At 71.6% G+C, this 14,328-nt stretch carries 17 protein-coding genes; 5 read left to right on the forward strand and 12 right to left on the reverse strand.

The window, feature by feature from the left end; genetic code table 11:
• Positions 1–105 precede the first annotated feature (105 nt).
• From ACFYWJ_RS19365 to ACFYWJ_RS19395, 7 genes are all read right to left on the reverse strand, one after another.
• The gene (locus tag ACFYWJ_RS19365; protein WP_355280293.1) at positions 106–513 is read right to left on the reverse strand and encodes a DUF779 domain-containing protein; all 408 of its coding nucleotides are present in this window, start codon (positions 511–513) and stop codon (positions 106–108) included.
• Entirely contained in the window at positions 513–2,030 is a 1,518-nt protein-coding gene (locus tag ACFYWJ_RS19370) for an aldehyde dehydrogenase family protein (RefSeq protein ID WP_355280294.1), read from the reverse strand. The genes ACFYWJ_RS19365 and ACFYWJ_RS19370 overlap by 1 nt, the downstream gene beginning before the upstream one ends.
• An 87-nt stretch (positions 2,031–2,117) precedes the next feature.
• Complete coding sequence (locus ACFYWJ_RS19375; RefSeq protein ID WP_387162317.1) at positions 2,118–3,371, reverse strand: transcriptional regulator; 1,254 nt, start codon at positions 3,369–3,371, stop codon at positions 2,118–2,120.
• A gap of 125 nt (positions 3,372–3,496) precedes the next feature.
• Positions 3,497–3,811 carry a hypothetical protein gene (locus tag ACFYWJ_RS19380; RefSeq protein ID WP_355280297.1) on the reverse strand — a complete coding sequence of 105 codons (315 nt, stop codon included), beginning with the start codon at positions 3,809–3,811 and terminating at the stop codon, positions 3,497–3,499.
• Positions 3,812–3,876: 65 nt separating this feature from the next.
• On the reverse strand, positions 3,877–5,031 hold the full coding sequence (locus tag ACFYWJ_RS19385; protein ID WP_355280299.1) for an alkaline phosphatase family protein: 1,155 nt from the start codon (positions 5,029–5,031) through the stop codon (positions 3,877–3,879).
• A complete protein-coding gene (locus tag ACFYWJ_RS19390; RefSeq protein WP_355280301.1) occupies positions 5,028–5,345 on the reverse strand; it encodes a nuclear transport factor 2 family protein in 318 nt (105 codons plus the stop codon). The genes ACFYWJ_RS19385 and ACFYWJ_RS19390 overlap by 4 nt, the downstream gene beginning before the upstream one ends.
• 93 nt (positions 5,346–5,438) lie before the next feature.
• A complete protein-coding gene (locus tag ACFYWJ_RS19395) occupies positions 5,439–6,062 on the reverse strand; it encodes a TetR/AcrR family transcriptional regulator (protein ID WP_355280303.1) in 624 nt (207 codons plus the stop codon).
• A gap of 123 nt (positions 6,063–6,185) precedes the next feature.
• On the opposite strand from ACFYWJ_RS19395, the gene ACFYWJ_RS19400 reads away from it, so the two are divergent.
• Entirely contained in the window at positions 6,186–7,247 is a 1,062-nt protein-coding gene (locus ACFYWJ_RS19400) for an NAD-dependent epimerase/dehydratase family protein (RefSeq protein WP_355280304.1), read from the forward strand.
• Between the two features lie 16 nt (positions 7,248–7,263).
• Complete coding sequence (locus ACFYWJ_RS19405) at positions 7,264–7,512, forward strand: hypothetical protein (protein WP_355280306.1); 249 nt, start codon at positions 7,264–7,266, stop codon at positions 7,510–7,512.
• Between the two features lie 3 nt (positions 7,513–7,515).
• On the opposite strand, the gene ACFYWJ_RS19410 is transcribed toward ACFYWJ_RS19405, so the two are convergent.
• From ACFYWJ_RS19410 to ACFYWJ_RS19425, 4 genes are all read right to left on the reverse strand, one after another.
• Positions 7,516–9,045, reverse strand: a complete 1,530-nt coding sequence (locus ACFYWJ_RS19410) for a polyamine aminopropyltransferase (RefSeq protein WP_355280308.1) — start codon at positions 9,043–9,045, stop codon at positions 7,516–7,518.
• Positions 9,045–9,470, reverse strand: coding sequence for a DUF350 domain-containing protein (locus ACFYWJ_RS19415; RefSeq protein ID WP_355280310.1), 426 nt, complete (start codon positions 9,468–9,470; stop codon positions 9,045–9,047). Before ACFYWJ_RS19415 ends, ACFYWJ_RS19410 begins: the two co-directional genes overlap by 1 nt.
• A gap of 30 nt (positions 9,471–9,500) precedes the next feature.
• The gene (locus ACFYWJ_RS19420) at positions 9,501–9,938 is read right to left on the reverse strand and encodes a DUF4247 domain-containing protein (protein ID WP_355280311.1); all 438 of its coding nucleotides are present in this window, start codon (positions 9,936–9,938) and stop codon (positions 9,501–9,503) included.
• Between the two features lie 96 nt (positions 9,939–10,034).
• Complete coding sequence (locus tag ACFYWJ_RS19425) at positions 10,035–10,958, reverse strand: LysR family transcriptional regulator (protein WP_355280313.1); 924 nt, start codon at positions 10,956–10,958, stop codon at positions 10,035–10,037.
• Between the two features lie 111 nt (positions 10,959–11,069).
• Between ACFYWJ_RS19425 and ACFYWJ_RS19430 the strand changes: the two genes are divergently transcribed.
• The 3 genes from ACFYWJ_RS19430 to ACFYWJ_RS19440 are packed head-to-tail and all read left to right on the forward strand — an operon-like array spanning position 11,070 to position 13,695.
• A complete protein-coding gene (locus ACFYWJ_RS19430) occupies positions 11,070–11,993 on the forward strand; it encodes a zinc-binding dehydrogenase (RefSeq protein WP_355280315.1) in 924 nt (307 codons plus the stop codon).
• Positions 11,990–12,955: an alpha/beta fold hydrolase gene (locus ACFYWJ_RS19435; protein WP_355280317.1), complete on the forward strand. Its 966-nt coding sequence runs from the start codon at positions 11,990–11,992 to the stop codon at positions 12,953–12,955. The genes ACFYWJ_RS19430 and ACFYWJ_RS19435 overlap by 4 nt, the downstream gene beginning before the upstream one ends.
• On the forward strand, positions 12,952–13,695 hold the full coding sequence (locus tag ACFYWJ_RS19440; RefSeq protein WP_355280318.1) for a glucose 1-dehydrogenase: 744 nt from the start codon (positions 12,952–12,954) through the stop codon (positions 13,693–13,695). Before ACFYWJ_RS19435 ends, ACFYWJ_RS19440 begins: the two co-directional genes overlap by 4 nt.
• Here ACFYWJ_RS19440 and ACFYWJ_RS19445 read toward each other — a convergent pair.
• Entirely contained in the window at positions 13,683–14,273 is a 591-nt protein-coding gene (locus ACFYWJ_RS19445; protein ID WP_355280319.1) for a class I SAM-dependent methyltransferase, read from the reverse strand. The genes ACFYWJ_RS19440 and ACFYWJ_RS19445 overlap by 13 nt on opposite strands.
• Positions 14,274–14,328: the final 55 nt, after the last annotated feature.

Genomic DNA, 14,328 nt, shown 5'->3' on the forward strand with positions numbered 1-14,328 from the left:
GCGAGCTCACCCCGCCGGCTGAGCCGCGATGGCCCAGTCGGCGGGGGCTCGCCGTGACCTGGCAGCGCCGGGAAGGTCCTACCAGGTCAGGTCGATGGGCGCCCGCTACAGCGTGCGGTCGGCGCCGGTTCGCGGGGGCGGGGCGGCCGCCAGGGCCGCGTTCTCCGCCGCGGTGAGCTGGCGGGCGCGCAGCACGAAACGCATGCCCTGGCCCGCTTCCAGCGATTCGGCGCTGGCCTGCCCGCGCACCGCGTCGACGGTGAGGTGGGTGTCCTTCCAGCATTCGAACTGCTCGGGGCTGATCCAGAACTCGGTGTGCCAGCTGAGCCTGCCCAGCAGCACGTCGGCCTTCTCGATCGGGAACTGCTTGGCGGACAGGCACACCGGCGCGACGTCGTCGTCACCGCACTCGCCCGCCTGGCGGAACAACACCGGGCCGTTGTCCTCGATCAACCGGCGCAACAGGGTCTGGGCGCGTTCGGTGATCTCCACACGGTGGATCCGGTTCTGCATCAGAACATCCCGAGTTTCGTGGTCGAATAACTGACCAGCAGGTTCTTGGTCTGCTGGTAGTGCCCGAGCATCATGGCGTGGTTCTCCCTGCCGAACCCCGACTTCTTGTAGCCGCCGAACGCGGCGTGCGCGGGATAGGCGTGGTAGCAGTTGGTCCAGACCCGGCCCGCCTTGATGCCGCGGCCCAGTCGATGAGCGGTGTTGATGTCGCGGGTCCACACGCCCGCGCCGAGGCCGTAGAGGGTGTCGTTGGCGATGCGGACGGCCTCGTCGACGGTGTCGAAACGGGTCACCGCGACCACCGGTCCGAAGATCTCCTCCTGGAAGATCCGCATCGTGTTCTCACCCTCGAAGATGGTGGGTTCGATGTAGTACCCACCCGGCAGTCCGTCGACCTTGCGTGCTTCCCCTCCAGTCAGCACGCGGGCGCCTTCGGCTCTGCCGATGTCCAGGTAGGACAGGATCTTCTCGTACTGGTCGTTGCCGGCCTGCGCGCCGATCATCGTCTCGGTGTCGAGTGGATGACCTGACACGACGGCCTCGGTGCGGGCGATGCAGCGGGCGAGGAATTCGTCGTAGATCGACGAGTGGATCAGCGCGCGTGACGGGCACGTGCACACCTCGCCCTGGTTCAGGGCGAACATCACGAAGCCCTCGACGGCCTTGTCGAGGTAGTCGTCGTCGGCCGCCATCACGTCGGGCAGGAAGATGTTCGGGCTCTTGCCACCCAGTTCGAGAGTGACCGGAATGAGGTTCTCGCTCGCGTACTGCATGACCAGCCGGCCGGTGGTGGTCTCGCCGGTGAAGGCGATCTTGGCCACCCGCGGGCTCTGCGCCAGCGGTTTGCCCGCCTCCACGCCGAAGCCGTTGACCACGTTGAGGACTCCGGGCGGTAGCAGGTCCGCGATCAGCTCGACGACCAACAGCAGGGACGCGGGTGTCTGCTCGGCGGGTTTGATCACCACGCAATTGCCCGCGGCCAGCGCGGGCGCCAGCTTCCACGCGGCCATCAGGATCGGGAAGTTCCACGGGATGATCTGACCGACGACGCCGAGCGGCTCGTGGAAGTGGTAGGCGACGGTGTCGGGGTCGATCTGGGAGATCGAGCCCTCCTGCGCGCGCAGGACGCCGGCGAAGTAGCGGAAGTGGTCGACGGCCAGGGGTAGGTCGGCGGCCAGGGTCTCGCGGACCGGCTTGCCGTTGTCCCAGGTCTCGGCGACCGCCAGCGGCTCGATGCTGTTCTCGATCCGGTCGGCGATCTTGGTGAGGATGTCGGCGCGTTCGGCGGCCGGCGTCGCGGCCCAGCGGTCGGTGGCGCGGTGCGCGGCCTCGAGGGCCATGTCGATATCGGCGGCCGTCGACCTGGCCACCGCGCAGAAGATCTCCCCGTCGACCGGCGAGGTGTTGTCGAAGTAGCGGCCTTCGATGGGGGCGGCCCAGTCACCTCCGATGAAGTTGTCGTATCGGGCGGCATAGCTGACGATGCCGGTATCCGATCCGGGTTTGCCGTAGATCATGCGTCTCGCTCCTCGCGACCTCTGCGTGGTGGAACACACTATGGTCGGCGAAGGTTGGTACGAGGTTGGTGAGCGAGTTCGCCCAGGTCAGCCCTGGCGCGCGGTGTACAGGCGGGCCGTGACGACGGCCCTGCGGACGTCGTCGCGGGGGAGCAGCAGCAGCGCGTGCTCGTGGATCGCGATGTCGCCGGGGCAGCGCTGGCCGAAGGCGACGGCGTGCTCGGCCCGGTCGCTGTTGAGCACCGCGTTGCGGATGCCCACGTCCAGGTGCGCGCGCCACTGTTCGACGCCGGGCAGGTCGGACCCGGGCAGCAGCGGCCCGCGGTAGAGCCACAGCGCGGAGGTGAGGTCGCCGCCCTCGATCGCGGCGAGCAGGTCGACCGCGTCGCAGGACACCGGACCGGTGAGCATGTAGCGCCGGTTGGCGATCTCGCCGCGGGTGGCCCGGCGCAGGTGCGAGACATCGGCTTTGAGCGTGTTGAGCGACACCGCGCGGTCGCCGTAGACCGCGGCGTGCAGTTGTTCGGGCGTGTAGCCCTCGGGTTCGAGCGCCAGCAGGGCCAGGATCTCCAGCTGGCGCGGCGGTAGTGGCACCGGCCTGCCGTCGCGCAACAACCGTGCGGCGCCGAGACATTCGAGCCGGACGCCGGGGGCGGGCGCCGGCGCCTCGGCGCGCAGCATCGTCTCGACCGCGGTGACGAGGGCCCGCACCGAGGTCATCACCATCGGGTGCGAGCGTTCCCAGGTGGAGGACAGATCGAGGACACCCACCTGTCGGCCGTCGGGGCCGTGGATCGGCGCGGAGTAGCAGACCCAGCCGTGCAGCGCGGCGACCAGGTGTTCGGCGGAGAAGACGGTGACGGCCTTGTCGTCGTGCAGCGCCAGCGACAGGCCGTTGGTGCCCATGTGGCTCTCGTCCCACACCCCGCCGGGCGCGAAGTTCACCGCCTCACCCTGGCGGCGCAGGGTCCGATCGCCCGCGGTCCACAGGATGGTGCCCGATTCGTCGCTGACGACGGCCAGATAGCCGGATTCCTCGGCCATGCCGCGCAGTTGACCGGCGAGTTCGGTGACCGGCCTGCGCAGCGGCGACTCCGACCAGCGATCGCTGATGTCGTTGAAACCGGGGGCGACGGTCTGCGCCGGGTCGACGGTGTGCAGCGACCGCTGCCACGACTTGGCGACCTCCTCGCGCACCGGCCCGGTGTCGCGGGGCAGGTGCAGCGGGCGCGAGGGCGCGGCCAGCTTGTTCCACTGCTTCTCGAGCGCGCCGCGATAGTCCGAGAGCCGGTCCGGCCTGGGCGAGCCGGCGATCGGGTCGTCGTGTGCGCCCACGTTCACTCCCTGCTCGTCGGTGGCGCCTTCCTGTCTATCAGCTGGGCCACCGCGGTGTGCACCGTTTCCCGGAGGACGACCAGGTCGCCGGTGCATGCCCTGTCGTGGCGGCTTGACGCCGCCGTGGTCGGCTATTTGTTCAGGAACAGCCCGGGGATGTCGGCGTTCTTGATCGGGGTGTCGATATTGCGCTGGCCCGCGCACAGCAGGTCGACCTGCACGATCATCGAGTCGACCTGGGCGCCCGACGGTGCGGAGCCGTTGCGCTCCTCCATCGCCTTGGCGATGGTGATCCGCTTGGTGTCGGACTCCTGGTTGATGTAGTCGCGGCAGGTGGTGTCGCCGCCCTGGTTGAGCACCTTCTCGACCTCGGCGCAGCCGCTCGCCAGTGCCGCCAGCACCGCGACGCCGACGGCGACGGCACCGGTTCGGGTGGTGGCGTGCATGGTTCCTCCTGAGGGTCGCGCCGCGCGGGTGCGCGTCGAGTGGGCTCCAGCCTAAGCGGTCGGTCTCAGCCGCGGTGGATCCGCAGCGGAACGAGCAGTTCGGCGGCGGTGAGCGAGCCGTGATGGCCCACCATCATCGACTGGAGCGGTTCGGCGCCGGACCGGATCACCCCGGCGTCCCCGCGCGCCGCCACGACCAGATCGCCGATCCGGTAGGCGGATTCGGCGGTGACCGTCGGCCCGAACCAGCCCGCCTCGATCGCCGCGGCGCGGGTGTGGATCAGGAAGTCGGCGCCGAGCACGTCCGCCCAGGTGCCGGCCACGTCGGCGGTCGCGCCGTCGGCGGTGTAGACGTGGCGGGCACGGGGTTCACCGGCGAGCTCGGCGACGCCGGCGGACAGCTGCGGGTGGGTGTCGAAGTCGATCCGCTCGGTGAGTTCGACCATGCCGTGGTCGGCGGTGACGATCAGCGCCGAGCGGGCGGGCAGGCGCGCGGCCAGTTCGGCGGCGATCCGGTCGACGTGGGCGAGCTCGAAGCGCCAGGCCCGCGAGGCGGGACCCCGCGCGTGCCCGGTCGTGTCGAGTTCCGAATGGTAGGTGTAGACCAGGGTTTTCGGGGCCGAGCCGAGCGCGTCGAGCACGCCGTCGATCAGGTCGCCGACGGAGAAGGTCGCCCGGAACCCGCCGCCGCGCCACCCGGCTCTGGTCAGGCCCGAGCCGTCCTGGTAGCCGGGCGCGACCTGGATCGCGGCGACGCCCGCGGCGGCGGCGCGCTGGAAGACGGTGGGGTGCGGCTGGATTCGTTCCGGCGGGAAGGTGGCGAGGGCGTCGATCTTGGGGCCGGCGCCGTTGAGCTGCCAGCGCAGGCTGTTGAACAGCCGCTGCTCCTCGGGCAGGCGCAGCAGATAGCCGACGATGCCGTGCTCGCCGGGCGGCAGTCCGGTGCCCAGGGTGGTGAGGCTGGTGGCCGTGGTGCTCGGGAAGCCCGCGGTCATGGTGGCGGGCGGCAGGCTCGACAGGAACGGCGCGATGTCGGCGTGCTCGGCCAGCGCCTGCGCGCCGAGCCCGTCGACGAGCAGCACGCACACGTGGTCGACGTCGAGATCGAGGCCGAGCCGGTCGGTCTCGCCGTCGACGCCGAGGCAGGCCAGGGCGGAGGGGAGCAGGTCGGCGAGGGAGGACTCGCCGTAGCGCGGGGTCAGCAAGAGTCGGTCGTTCACGCCTGTCCGGTTTCGAATCGGCTGATCAGTCCGTCGCGCAGGACGAACCGCCAGGTGGTCCGCATCGAGCCCCAGCGGCTGTTGGTGTAGTCGGCGGTGAGCTCGAGGCCGTCACCGTCGACCGACTCGACCGCCAGCCGGCCGTTGCTGCTGAAGATCTCGGCCTCGGTCCACTGGGCGAGGTCGCGTTCGACCCCGTCGTCGGACATGGTCGCGTCCTCGGTCAGCACGCCGTAGAAGCGGTCGGTGTCCTGGGCGTTGAGTGCGTCGACGAACGCTTCGACCACGGGATCGAGTTTCGCGGTGGCAGACATCGGCTCTCCTGCTCGGGTGACACACGACGGATGACGGTGCACCCCACTGTAGGTGAGCGCGCGGGCTCGGCCGGGGGAATACGCGATGGCGCGTCAGCCGTCGGCGGAGTGGGCGGCGACGAGGTCGGCGAAGGCGCGCATGATGGTGTCGACGAGGGCGGGCGCGGTGGTGCCCATCTGCTCGCTGCGCTTGACCAGGTGCCCGTCCAGCCACAGCGAGGCCAGGCCGTGGGCCAGGCCCCACCAGGCGACGGTGAGGGTCTCGGCGCGGTCGGCGGGCAGCACACCCGCCGCGACGGCCTCGTCGATCGTGTCGGCCAGGACGTGGAAGGCGGTGTCGCCCGCCTCGCCCGCGTCGGGGTGTTTCTCGGGCTGGGACAGCTCGGGCCGGAACATCAGCCGGAATTGCGCCGGGTGGTCGCGGGAGAACCGCACGTAGGCCTCGGCGAGCGCGGTGAGCGCGTCGAGCGGGGAGCCCGCCGCGGCCTTGGTCGCGGTGAGGTCGGCGGCGAGCCGCTCGAAGCCGTCCACCGACAGCGCCGACAGCAGCGCGGCGCGGTCGGCGAAGTGGTGGTACGGCGCGCCGCTGCTGACCCCGGCCTCGCGGGCGACGCGGCGCAGGCTGACCGCGGCCAGGCCCTCGCTCTCGATCAGGCGCAGGCAGGCGTCCATCAGCGTGGCCCGCAGGTCGCCGTGGTGGTAACGGGTGCGCTTCACCCTCCGAGCGTAAGCGAGACGCTCGCGGGAATCGGCACTGGACAGGAAATCTATGCAGTGCTTAGATTATTTGAGCACCGCTCAGATGGGCGGGCGCCCCCCGAAGGACGAAGGGTGAACACCATGACCACTCGGGTATTGGTCACCGGCGCGACAGGTTTCGTGGCCGGCCACTGCATCGCCGAACTGCTCGAGCACGGCTACGCCGTCCGCGGGACCGTGCGTGACCTCGACGCGCACGCCCGCCGCGCGCACCTGACCGAGCTCGCCCGCCGCACCGGCGGTGATCTCGAGTTCGTCGCCGCCACCCTGGACGACGACGCGGGCTGGGCCGAGGCGGTGGCGGGCTGCGACACCGTGCTGCACGTCGCCTCGCCGTTCCCGTCCGCGCCGCCGGACGACGAGCAGGCGCTGATCGGCCCCGCCGTGGACGGCACCCTGCGGGTGCTGCGCGCCGCCGCGGCCGCCGGCGTGCGCCGCGTGGTGCTCACCTCGTCGGTCGCCGCGGTGGCCTACGGGCACGACACCGACGCCGTCCGGACCGAGGCCGACTGGTCGGTGGTCGAGCGGGTTCCGGCGTATCAGAAGAGCAAGACCCTCGCCGAGCGTGCCGCTTGGGACTACGTCGCATCACTCGACGGCGGACTCGAACTCGTCTCCGTGAATCCCGGCATGGTGCTCGGCCCGCTGCTCGACGCGACGACCAGCACCTCGCACGAACCGATCCGCCGGCTGCTCACCCGCGATGTGCCGGGCTCGGTGCGCACCGGCTGGACCCCGGTCGACGTGCGCGACCTGGCCGTAGCGCACCGGCTGGCGATGGAAGTGCCCGCGGCGGTGGGCAATCGGTACATCTGCGCGGACGAGCCGTTGTGGATGGGCGAGCTGGCCGCGATACTCGACCGGCAATTCGCCCCGCAGGGCTTCCGGGTGCCGACCAGGGTGCTGCCGAACTGGCTGGTGCGGCTGGTCGCGGTGTTCGACAAGAGCGTCCGGCTGACCATCCCGGTGCTCGGCCGCACCGAGAACGTCAGCGCCGACAAGGCCCGGCGCGAACTGGGCTGGACCATGCGCCCGATCGAGGACACCATCCGCGACACCGCCGACAGCCTGATCGCCTTCGGCCTCGTCACCGCGCCCGGTGCGCGCCGGGCGGCAACCGCCGCACCGGCCGGAACCCGGTGAGCGGCAGGAGGAGACGATGCTGATCACCGCCCTCGTCCTCACCCTCGTCGGTGTCCTCCGCCGGAGCCTGCGTGGTCGCGCGCCAGGTGAGGCGCAGCCCACCGAGCGGATGCCGGTGCGACAGCGCGTCGAGTGCATGGTCTCCGCGGCACGGCGCACGGCGACGCGCGTGGTGCGGGAACCCCTGCCCGCGCTGTCGGCGGCGGTGGCCGGCCTGGGGCTCGCCGTGGTTGGCACCCACCTGGCCTGTTCCGGAACTGCCTGAGTGTCAGCGCCATTCCTGGCGCTGGAGATCCAGGATCACCGGGTGCATGAGGGTCGACACCTGCGGGTCGACCGCCCGGCGGTCCGGCGGGAACACCGTGGCGGCGGTGAGGGTGCGGTCGTCGAGGGAGCGGAGCGGGCCGGGGGAGCGCAGGGCCGGGGCCGGGGCTTCGCCGACGGCGGCGAGGACGAAGCCCCAATCGCCGAAGCTCGGGACGTCCACGTGGTACGGCGTGGTGCGCAGCCCGGCCGCGCGGAGGGTGGCGTCGATGGTCCAGAACGAGCGCGGGGCGAAGAACGGCGACCCGGACTGCACCACCAGCCGGGCGCCGGGCGCCAGCACGTTCGCGGTCATCGCGTAGAACTCCTGCGAGTACAGCTTGGCGACCGAGGTCTGGTCCGGGTCGGGCAGGTCGACGATCACCGCGTCGAAAAGACCGGGGGCACCGCGTAACCAGGCGAACGCGTCGGCGGTGACCACCCGCACCCGGGGGTCGTCGAAGGAACGCTGGTTGAGCGTGGTGAGGCGCTCGTCGGCGCGGGCGAGCTCGATCATCGCCGGATCGAGTTCGACCAGCGTCACCTCGGCGACATCGGGGTACCGCAGGATCTCCCGCAGCGCCAGGCCGTCACCCCCGCCGAGTACCAGCACCGAGCGATGCGCGCCCGCCAGCACCGGATGCACCAGCGCCTCGTGGTACCGGTACTCGTCGACCGAGGAGAACTGCAGTCCGCCGTTGAGATAGAGCCGGGTGTCGGTGGTGCCGAACGGCGAGAACGACTCGGTGAGCACGATCTGTTGATAGGGCGTGCGGGTCTGCCACACGATCGGATGCGCGAACAGCGCCTGCTGGGCGGTGGCCTCGAACCGGTCGGCGTAGAGATAGGTGCTCGTGAGCCCGCCCGCGACGACGACCGTCGCCACCACCAGCACACGCCGGGCCGTGCGGGTCATCTGCGTGCGAAAGAAGAAGAACGCCAACGCCAGTCCGGCGGCGGCGTTCACCACGCCGACCACGAGGCTGCCGCGGATCTGCCCGAACACCGGCAGCAGCAGGAACGGGAACGCCAGCCCGCCCAGCAGCGCGCCGACGTAATCGGCGGCGAACAGGTCCGCGACCGCGCCGCTGGCCTCCTGCCTGCGGATCTGCTGGAGCAACTCCATCAGCAGCGGGATCTCGGCGCCGATCAGCATGCCGATCACCGCCGCCGCCAGCACCAGGGTCCCGGTGTAGACATTGAGCCAGGCGTAGCTGGCGTACAGCGCCGCCACCGACAGCCCGCCGATCACGGCCAGCGCCAGTTCGACCGCGACGAACGCGGCCGCGGCCTGGCGGCGCAGCGGTTTCGCGGCCAGCGCGCCCACACCCATCGCGCACACCATCACGCTCAACGTGATCGAGGCCTGCGCCGCGGTGTCACCGATCAGATAGCTGCCGAGGGTGACCAGCGACAGCTCGTACACCAGACCGCAGGCCGCGCAGACGAACACGGTCGCCAGCAGCGCCGCCCTGGCCAGGCGGTGCACCGGCATCAGGTCAGGCCCGCGGCCACCACCAGCGCGACCGCGACATGCGCCGACGCCGTGACCCACACCGCCGGATGCGGTTCCGGATCGGCGACGACGGCCCGGAAATCGCCCGGGGTGAGCGCGTCGAGCAGCACGAACGCCAGTGCCATTGCGGCCAGGCCGATCACCCCGTAGATCGCGCTCGCCAGTAGCGCCTGCAGGATCTTGCCCTCGGAGGTCCAGATGGCGGTGGCCACGATGATCCCCACGCCGAACAGGTTCGACGCGAGCAGCGTCGCGGCGTTGCGGTTGCGCTCGAGCCAGATCTGGGCGCGCAGATCACCGGGGGTGAGCAGGTCGACGACGCCGAAACCGACGGCCATCAACACGATTCCCACCGCGGAGTAGGCGAGCGCGGCACCCGCGTCCGCCGCCAGGTCGGCGAGCATGTGTGTCCTCCTGTGCTGTGTGACGATGTACTACTTGCCGCCCTGGTCGCTGCCGCCACCGCGGAAGTCGCCCGCCGCGGAACCGCTGTTCCAGCCGTAGGTGCTGGTGTGCGTGTGATGGCGGCGGGTGCCGTTGGCGAGGCTGTCGACCAGCACCAGCGAACCGCCCGCGTGCGGCGACACCGCGACGAGGTCCTTGTCGAAGCGCAGGTAGTGGTTGTCGCCGGTATTGCGGCGATCGCGGGGGTCGGTGGCCTTCGCGATGGCCGCGGCCACGGCGGCGGGCGCGGCGGCCGCGGTGAAGGCGAGGCCGTCGTTGACCTGATCGAGCTGGCGGGCCCGCTGATAGCGCTCGGCCACGAACTCGCGCGGATTCTCGTCCCTGGTCACCACGACCACCACGATCACGGCGACGACGGCGACGACCACGGCGCAGATCCCCGCCACGATCCATCTGGTGCGATTCATCGTCACGCTGTGCGAAACCCTCCCCGTACAAAAACTGGGCGGACTGTATCACCCGGCACGGGCGCACCGAAAACCGTTGCGCCCGTCGCGCGCTGGTCAGTCGGCGGCGGGAAGCCAGTCGCCGGCCGGATCGTATTCCAGCCAGCGGCGCTCGCCCGCCGTCCGCACCAGGGCGGCTAGCAGGGCGTCCACCTGCGGAGATGCGGGGCCGGTGCGCCAGATCAGCGACCACGCGTAGAGCGGTGTCGGATCGACCAGCGGGATCGCGCGGACACCGGGGACCTCGGGTGTCTCGACGTCGGCGGGCAGCAGCACGAAGCCGCGGGGATCGGCGGCGAGCGCGGACAGCAGCGGGGCCAGGCCGAGATTCGGGGCGGCGCGGTGTTCGCCGATCCCGAAACGCTCGGCGAAGCGGGCCAGGAAATCGAGGCGGTCCAGGGTCGCCGGCGTGTGCAGGACGCTGTCGCGCAGCTGGTCGGGGCGCAGTTCGGGCGCGGCGGCCAGCGGATGGTCCGCGCCGAGCAGGACATCGACCGGTTCGAGGCGGATCAGCCGATGGGTCAGGCCGGGCGGCAGTGGGGGATGGACCCGGCCGAATCCCGCGTCGATATCGCCGTGCGCGAGCGCCGCGGCGACGGCGGGCAGGTCACGACCGTGCCCGGGTTCCAGCGGCGGCGCGCCCGGTGCGGTCGTGAGCCCGGCGAGCGTGCGCAGCGGTGCGTAGAGGTGGCCCCACACGTCCACACGCACGGGACGCCGCTCGTCGAGCAGCGCGGCGACGGCCCGATCGTTGGCGTCGAGGGTGTCCTGCGCGCCCGGCAGGAAGCGCGCGCCGTCCTCGGTGAGCCGCACGCCCTGATGGTCGCGGTCCAGCAGTCGCACGCCGAGGGTCGATTCCAGCCGCGCGACCCGTTTGGACAGCGCCTGCTGGCTCAGCCCGAGTGCCGCCGCGGCGTGGCCGAAATGCCGTTCCTCGGCGACGAACACGAACGCGCGCACCGTCGCGAGATCCAGATCCACAGTCGTCCACCCTAGCCGGAGAGCTGTACTGCCAGCGGCGACAACCGATCGTTGTCGGGATCGTCGCCGGGTTGTTGGTCGGCCGGTGCGGGGCGGCGGTTCGCTGGGGTCATGCAGCGTTTGATTCCGACAGGCGACCCGGGGCGGCCGGTCGCGTTCACCGAGGCGGCCGAACCCGTGCCGCGGCCCGACGAGGCGCTGGTGCGCGTCGCGGCCTTCGCCCCGAACCGGGGTGAGACGTTCCTGCTGGAGGATCCGCGACCGGAGCTGTTGCCGGGCAAGGACATCGCGGGACTGGTCGTGCAGGCGGCGGCCGACGGCTCGGGTCCGTCGATGGGAACCAGGGTGGTCGGTCATCCGGCGCTCGGCGGCTGGGCGGACTACGTAGCGGTGCCCACCGACGCGCTCGCCGTGCTACCCGACGCGCTCGACGTCGTGACGGCGGCCGCCCTGCCGCTGGCCGGGATCACGGCCCTGCGGCTGCTGCGGGCGGCGGGCCCGGTGGCGGGCGCGCGCATCCTGCTGACCGGGGCCTCCGGCGGGGTGGGCCACTACGTCACCGAGCTGGCCGCCGCCGCGGGCGCCGACGTCACCGTCCTCACCGCGACGCCCGAACGGGGCGAACACTTGTCCACGCTCGGCGCGACCCGGGTGGTGCACGAGATCGCCGACGCGGCAGGCCCGTTCGACCTCGTGCTCGAGTCGACCGGCGGTGCCGCGACGGCCGCGAGCCTGGCGCTGCTGCGGCCCGGTGGCACCCTGATCTGGTTCGGGCAAGCCAGTCGGACCCCGGTCACGCTGAACTTCTTCGACTTCTTCGCCGGGCCGGAGAACGCGACGATCCGCCACTTCCATTACGCGGGCCGACCGTACGGGCGCGATCTCGCCACCCTGGTGCGGCTGGTCGCCGAGGGGCGGTTGCATCCCGAGATCGGCGTGGTGGCCGACTGGTCCGAAACCGCGCGCGTGCTCGTCGACCTGCGGGAACGCCGGGTACGCGGCAAGGCCGTCCTGACCACGAGCGCGGGCCGATGAGCGCCGAACTGGTCGACGCCCTGTTCAGCCGGGCCACCGCGGCGGGCATCGATCCGCACGACTACCGGCGGATCTGCGCCGATATCGGCACGCCCGCCGACTGGGCGCCCACCTGTGTAGCGGCCGCCGACCGCCACCGGAATGCCCCCGGCTCGGCGATCACGCGCGGCCACCACCTGCTCCTGGCGGCCCGCTGGTCGCACCTGGCCACGCTGGTGCCCGACGACGGCCACGCCACCGCCGCTGCCGCCGCGGATTCGGCGGCCGAACAGGGCTACTCCCTGCTGGATCCGACCACCCGGCGGTGTAGCGGCCCCGGTTTCACGGGCATCCTGCGCGGTCCCGCCGCCGTCGGCACGGTGATCGTGGTGCCCGGCCTCGATTCCAGCAAGGACGAATTCCATGTCCTCGCCGACGCGCTCGTGGCCCGCGGCCTCCGGGTTCTCGCCATGGACGGCCCAGCGCAGGGGGCCGCCGTCGCCACTTCGGCGCTGGACCGGGACTACCCGGCGGTCGTCGCCGCGGCGATCGACACCCTGGGCGTCGCACGGGTCGGCGTCGTCGGTCTCAGCCTCGGCGGCTTCTACGTCGCGGCGGCTGCGGCCCGCGACCCACGCATCGTCGTGGCCGCCACCGTGAGCGGACCCTACCGGCTGGACTGGCGGCACCTGCCCGACCCCGTCCGCGACCTGATGACCCGCCGGGCCGGATCGCGAACCGCCGCCAAGGCTTTCGCGGGAACCGTCGACCTCACCGACCTGGCACCGCGCGTGCGCTGCCCGCTGCTGGTGGTCGACGGCGCCGACGACGTGATCCCCGGCGTCACCGACGGCGCCGCCCTGGCCCGCGCCGCACCGCAGGGCCGCTACCTCCGCATTCCCGGCGGTGACCACCTCGTCGGCAACCACCGGTCGGCCTGGCTGCGCACCGTCGCCGACCATCTCACCGAAGGACTCGCATGAATCGCTACACCGACCGCGTCGCCCTCGTCACCGGCGGCACCAGCGGCATGGGCCTGGCCACCGCGCGCAGGCTGATCGCCGAAGGTGCCCAGGTGATCGTCACCGGCCGCACCGAGGACAGGGTGCGCGCCGCGGCCGCCGACCTGGGACCGCGGGCCACCGGAATCGCCGCCGACACGGCTGATCTCGACGCACTGGACGCGCTGACCGACACGCTCACGGCCCGCTTCGGGCGGCTCGATCTGGTCTTCGCCAACGCGGGCGCAGGCACCTTCGCGCCGTTTGCCGAGATCACCGAGGAGGTCTTCGACCACGCGGTCGCGGTGAACGTCAAAGGCGTCTTCTTCACCGTCCAGAAGACGCTGCCGCTGCTGGCCGCGGGCGGTTCGGTCGTGCTCAACGCGTCGTGGACCCTGCACCGCGGCGACAGCGCGCTCACCCTCTACGCCGCGACCAAGGCCGCCGTGCACAACCTTGCCCGCACCCTGGCCACCGAACTCGGTCCGCGCGGGATCCGGGTGAATTCGATCAGCCCCGGCTATATCGATACCCCCATGTCCGCGGCCGCGATGACCGAGGACTTCGCGGCCGTGGCGGCCGGCCGGGTGGTGGCGGGCCGGTTCGGCACGGCCGAGGAGGTCGCCGCCCTGGTCGCCTTCCTCGGATCGGCCGAGGCGTCCTATGTCACCGGGCAGGACATCATCGTCGACGGCGGTCTGGTGGCGGCCTATCGGGGCTGACCGGGCTTGCGCCAGACCAGGGTGTACCGCCACATGAGGCGACGGCGGATCTGCGCGCCCGGCAGCAATTCCCCGGTCACCGCACGGATCTCGGCCAGCGTTTCCCGCGGGTCGCGAACCGTGGCGTTCGGGCCGCCCAGCGCGTCGCGGCGCCACCAGTCCAGCCCGCGGATCGCGGGCAGCAGTGGGAGATAGTGGATGTCGGTGAGGGGGTGCATCTTCCAGAGGCCGACCACCGCGAGGGTGCCGCCCGGGGCGACGAGATGCCGCAGGGCGGCGACGCCGTCGCGGACGGGAACATGGTGCAGGGTGGCGACGGCGGTGACCATGTCGAAGGTGTCGTCGAGATCGCGGAAGTCGGCCTGTTCGAGATGCACGTTCGGGGCGGCAGGCGCGGTGGCGATGACCTCGTCGTCGATATCGACGCCGAGGACGGCGTCGCAGCGGGTGGCGAGTTTGCGGGCGAGCAGGCCGTCGCCGCACCCGATGTCGAGCGCGGTGCGGGCGTGGGCCGGGACCTGATCGAGGATCCAGGGGTGGTACTGCGTGTTGTGATTCCAGTAGGGGTCGGTCGACATGTCACGACAACGGCCGGGATCACGCGGGGGTTCCGGCCGGGAAACCCCGTCGCGG

The organism is Nocardia sp. NPDC003269, assembly GCF_042888005.1.
Classification (GTDB): Bacteria; Actinomycetota; Actinomycetes; order Mycobacteriales; family Mycobacteriaceae; genus Nocardia.

Coding starts and splice junctions, on each gene's coding strand:
- ACFYWJ_RS19365 (WP_355280293.1), bottom strand. CDS start 513: ATGCAGAACCGGATCCACCGTGTGGAGATCACCGAACGCGCCCAGACC.
- ACFYWJ_RS19370 (WP_355280294.1), bottom strand. CDS start 2,030: ATGATCTACGGCAAACCCGGATCGGATACCGGCATCGTCAGCTATGCC.
- ACFYWJ_RS19380 (WP_355280297.1), bottom strand. CDS start 3,811: ATGCACGCCACCACCCGAACCGGTGCCGTCGCCGTCGGCGTCGCGGTG.
- ACFYWJ_RS19390 (WP_355280301.1), bottom strand. CDS start 5,345: ATGTCTGCCACCGCGAAACTCGATCCCGTGGTCGAAGCGTTCGTCGAC.
- ACFYWJ_RS19400 (WP_355280304.1), top strand. CDS start 6,186: ATGACCACTCGGGTATTGGTCACCGGCGCGACAGGTTTCGTGGCCGGC.
- ACFYWJ_RS19405 (WP_355280306.1), top strand. CDS start 7,264: ATGCTGATCACCGCCCTCGTCCTCACCCTCGTCGGTGTCCTCCGCCGG.
- ACFYWJ_RS19410 (WP_355280308.1), bottom strand. CDS start 9,045: ATGCCGGTGCACCGCCTGGCCAGGGCGGCGCTGCTGGCGACCGTGTTC.
- ACFYWJ_RS19415 (WP_355280310.1), bottom strand. CDS start 9,470: ATGCTCGCCGACCTGGCGGCGGACGCGGGTGCCGCGCTCGCCTACTCC.
- ACFYWJ_RS19420 (WP_355280311.1), bottom strand. CDS start 9,938: ATGAATCGCACCAGATGGATCGTGGCGGGGATCTGCGCCGTGGTCGTC.
- ACFYWJ_RS19430 (WP_355280315.1), top strand. CDS start 11,070: ATGCAGCGTTTGATTCCGACAGGCGACCCGGGGCGGCCGGTCGCGTTC.
- ACFYWJ_RS19435 (WP_355280317.1), top strand. CDS start 11,990: ATGAGCGCCGAACTGGTCGACGCCCTGTTCAGCCGGGCCACCGCGGCG.
- ACFYWJ_RS19440 (WP_355280318.1), top strand. CDS start 12,952: ATGAATCGCTACACCGACCGCGTCGCCCTCGTCACCGGCGGCACCAGC.
- ACFYWJ_RS19445 (WP_355280319.1), bottom strand. CDS start 14,273: ATGTCGACCGACCCCTACTGGAATCACAACACGCAGTACCACCCCTGG.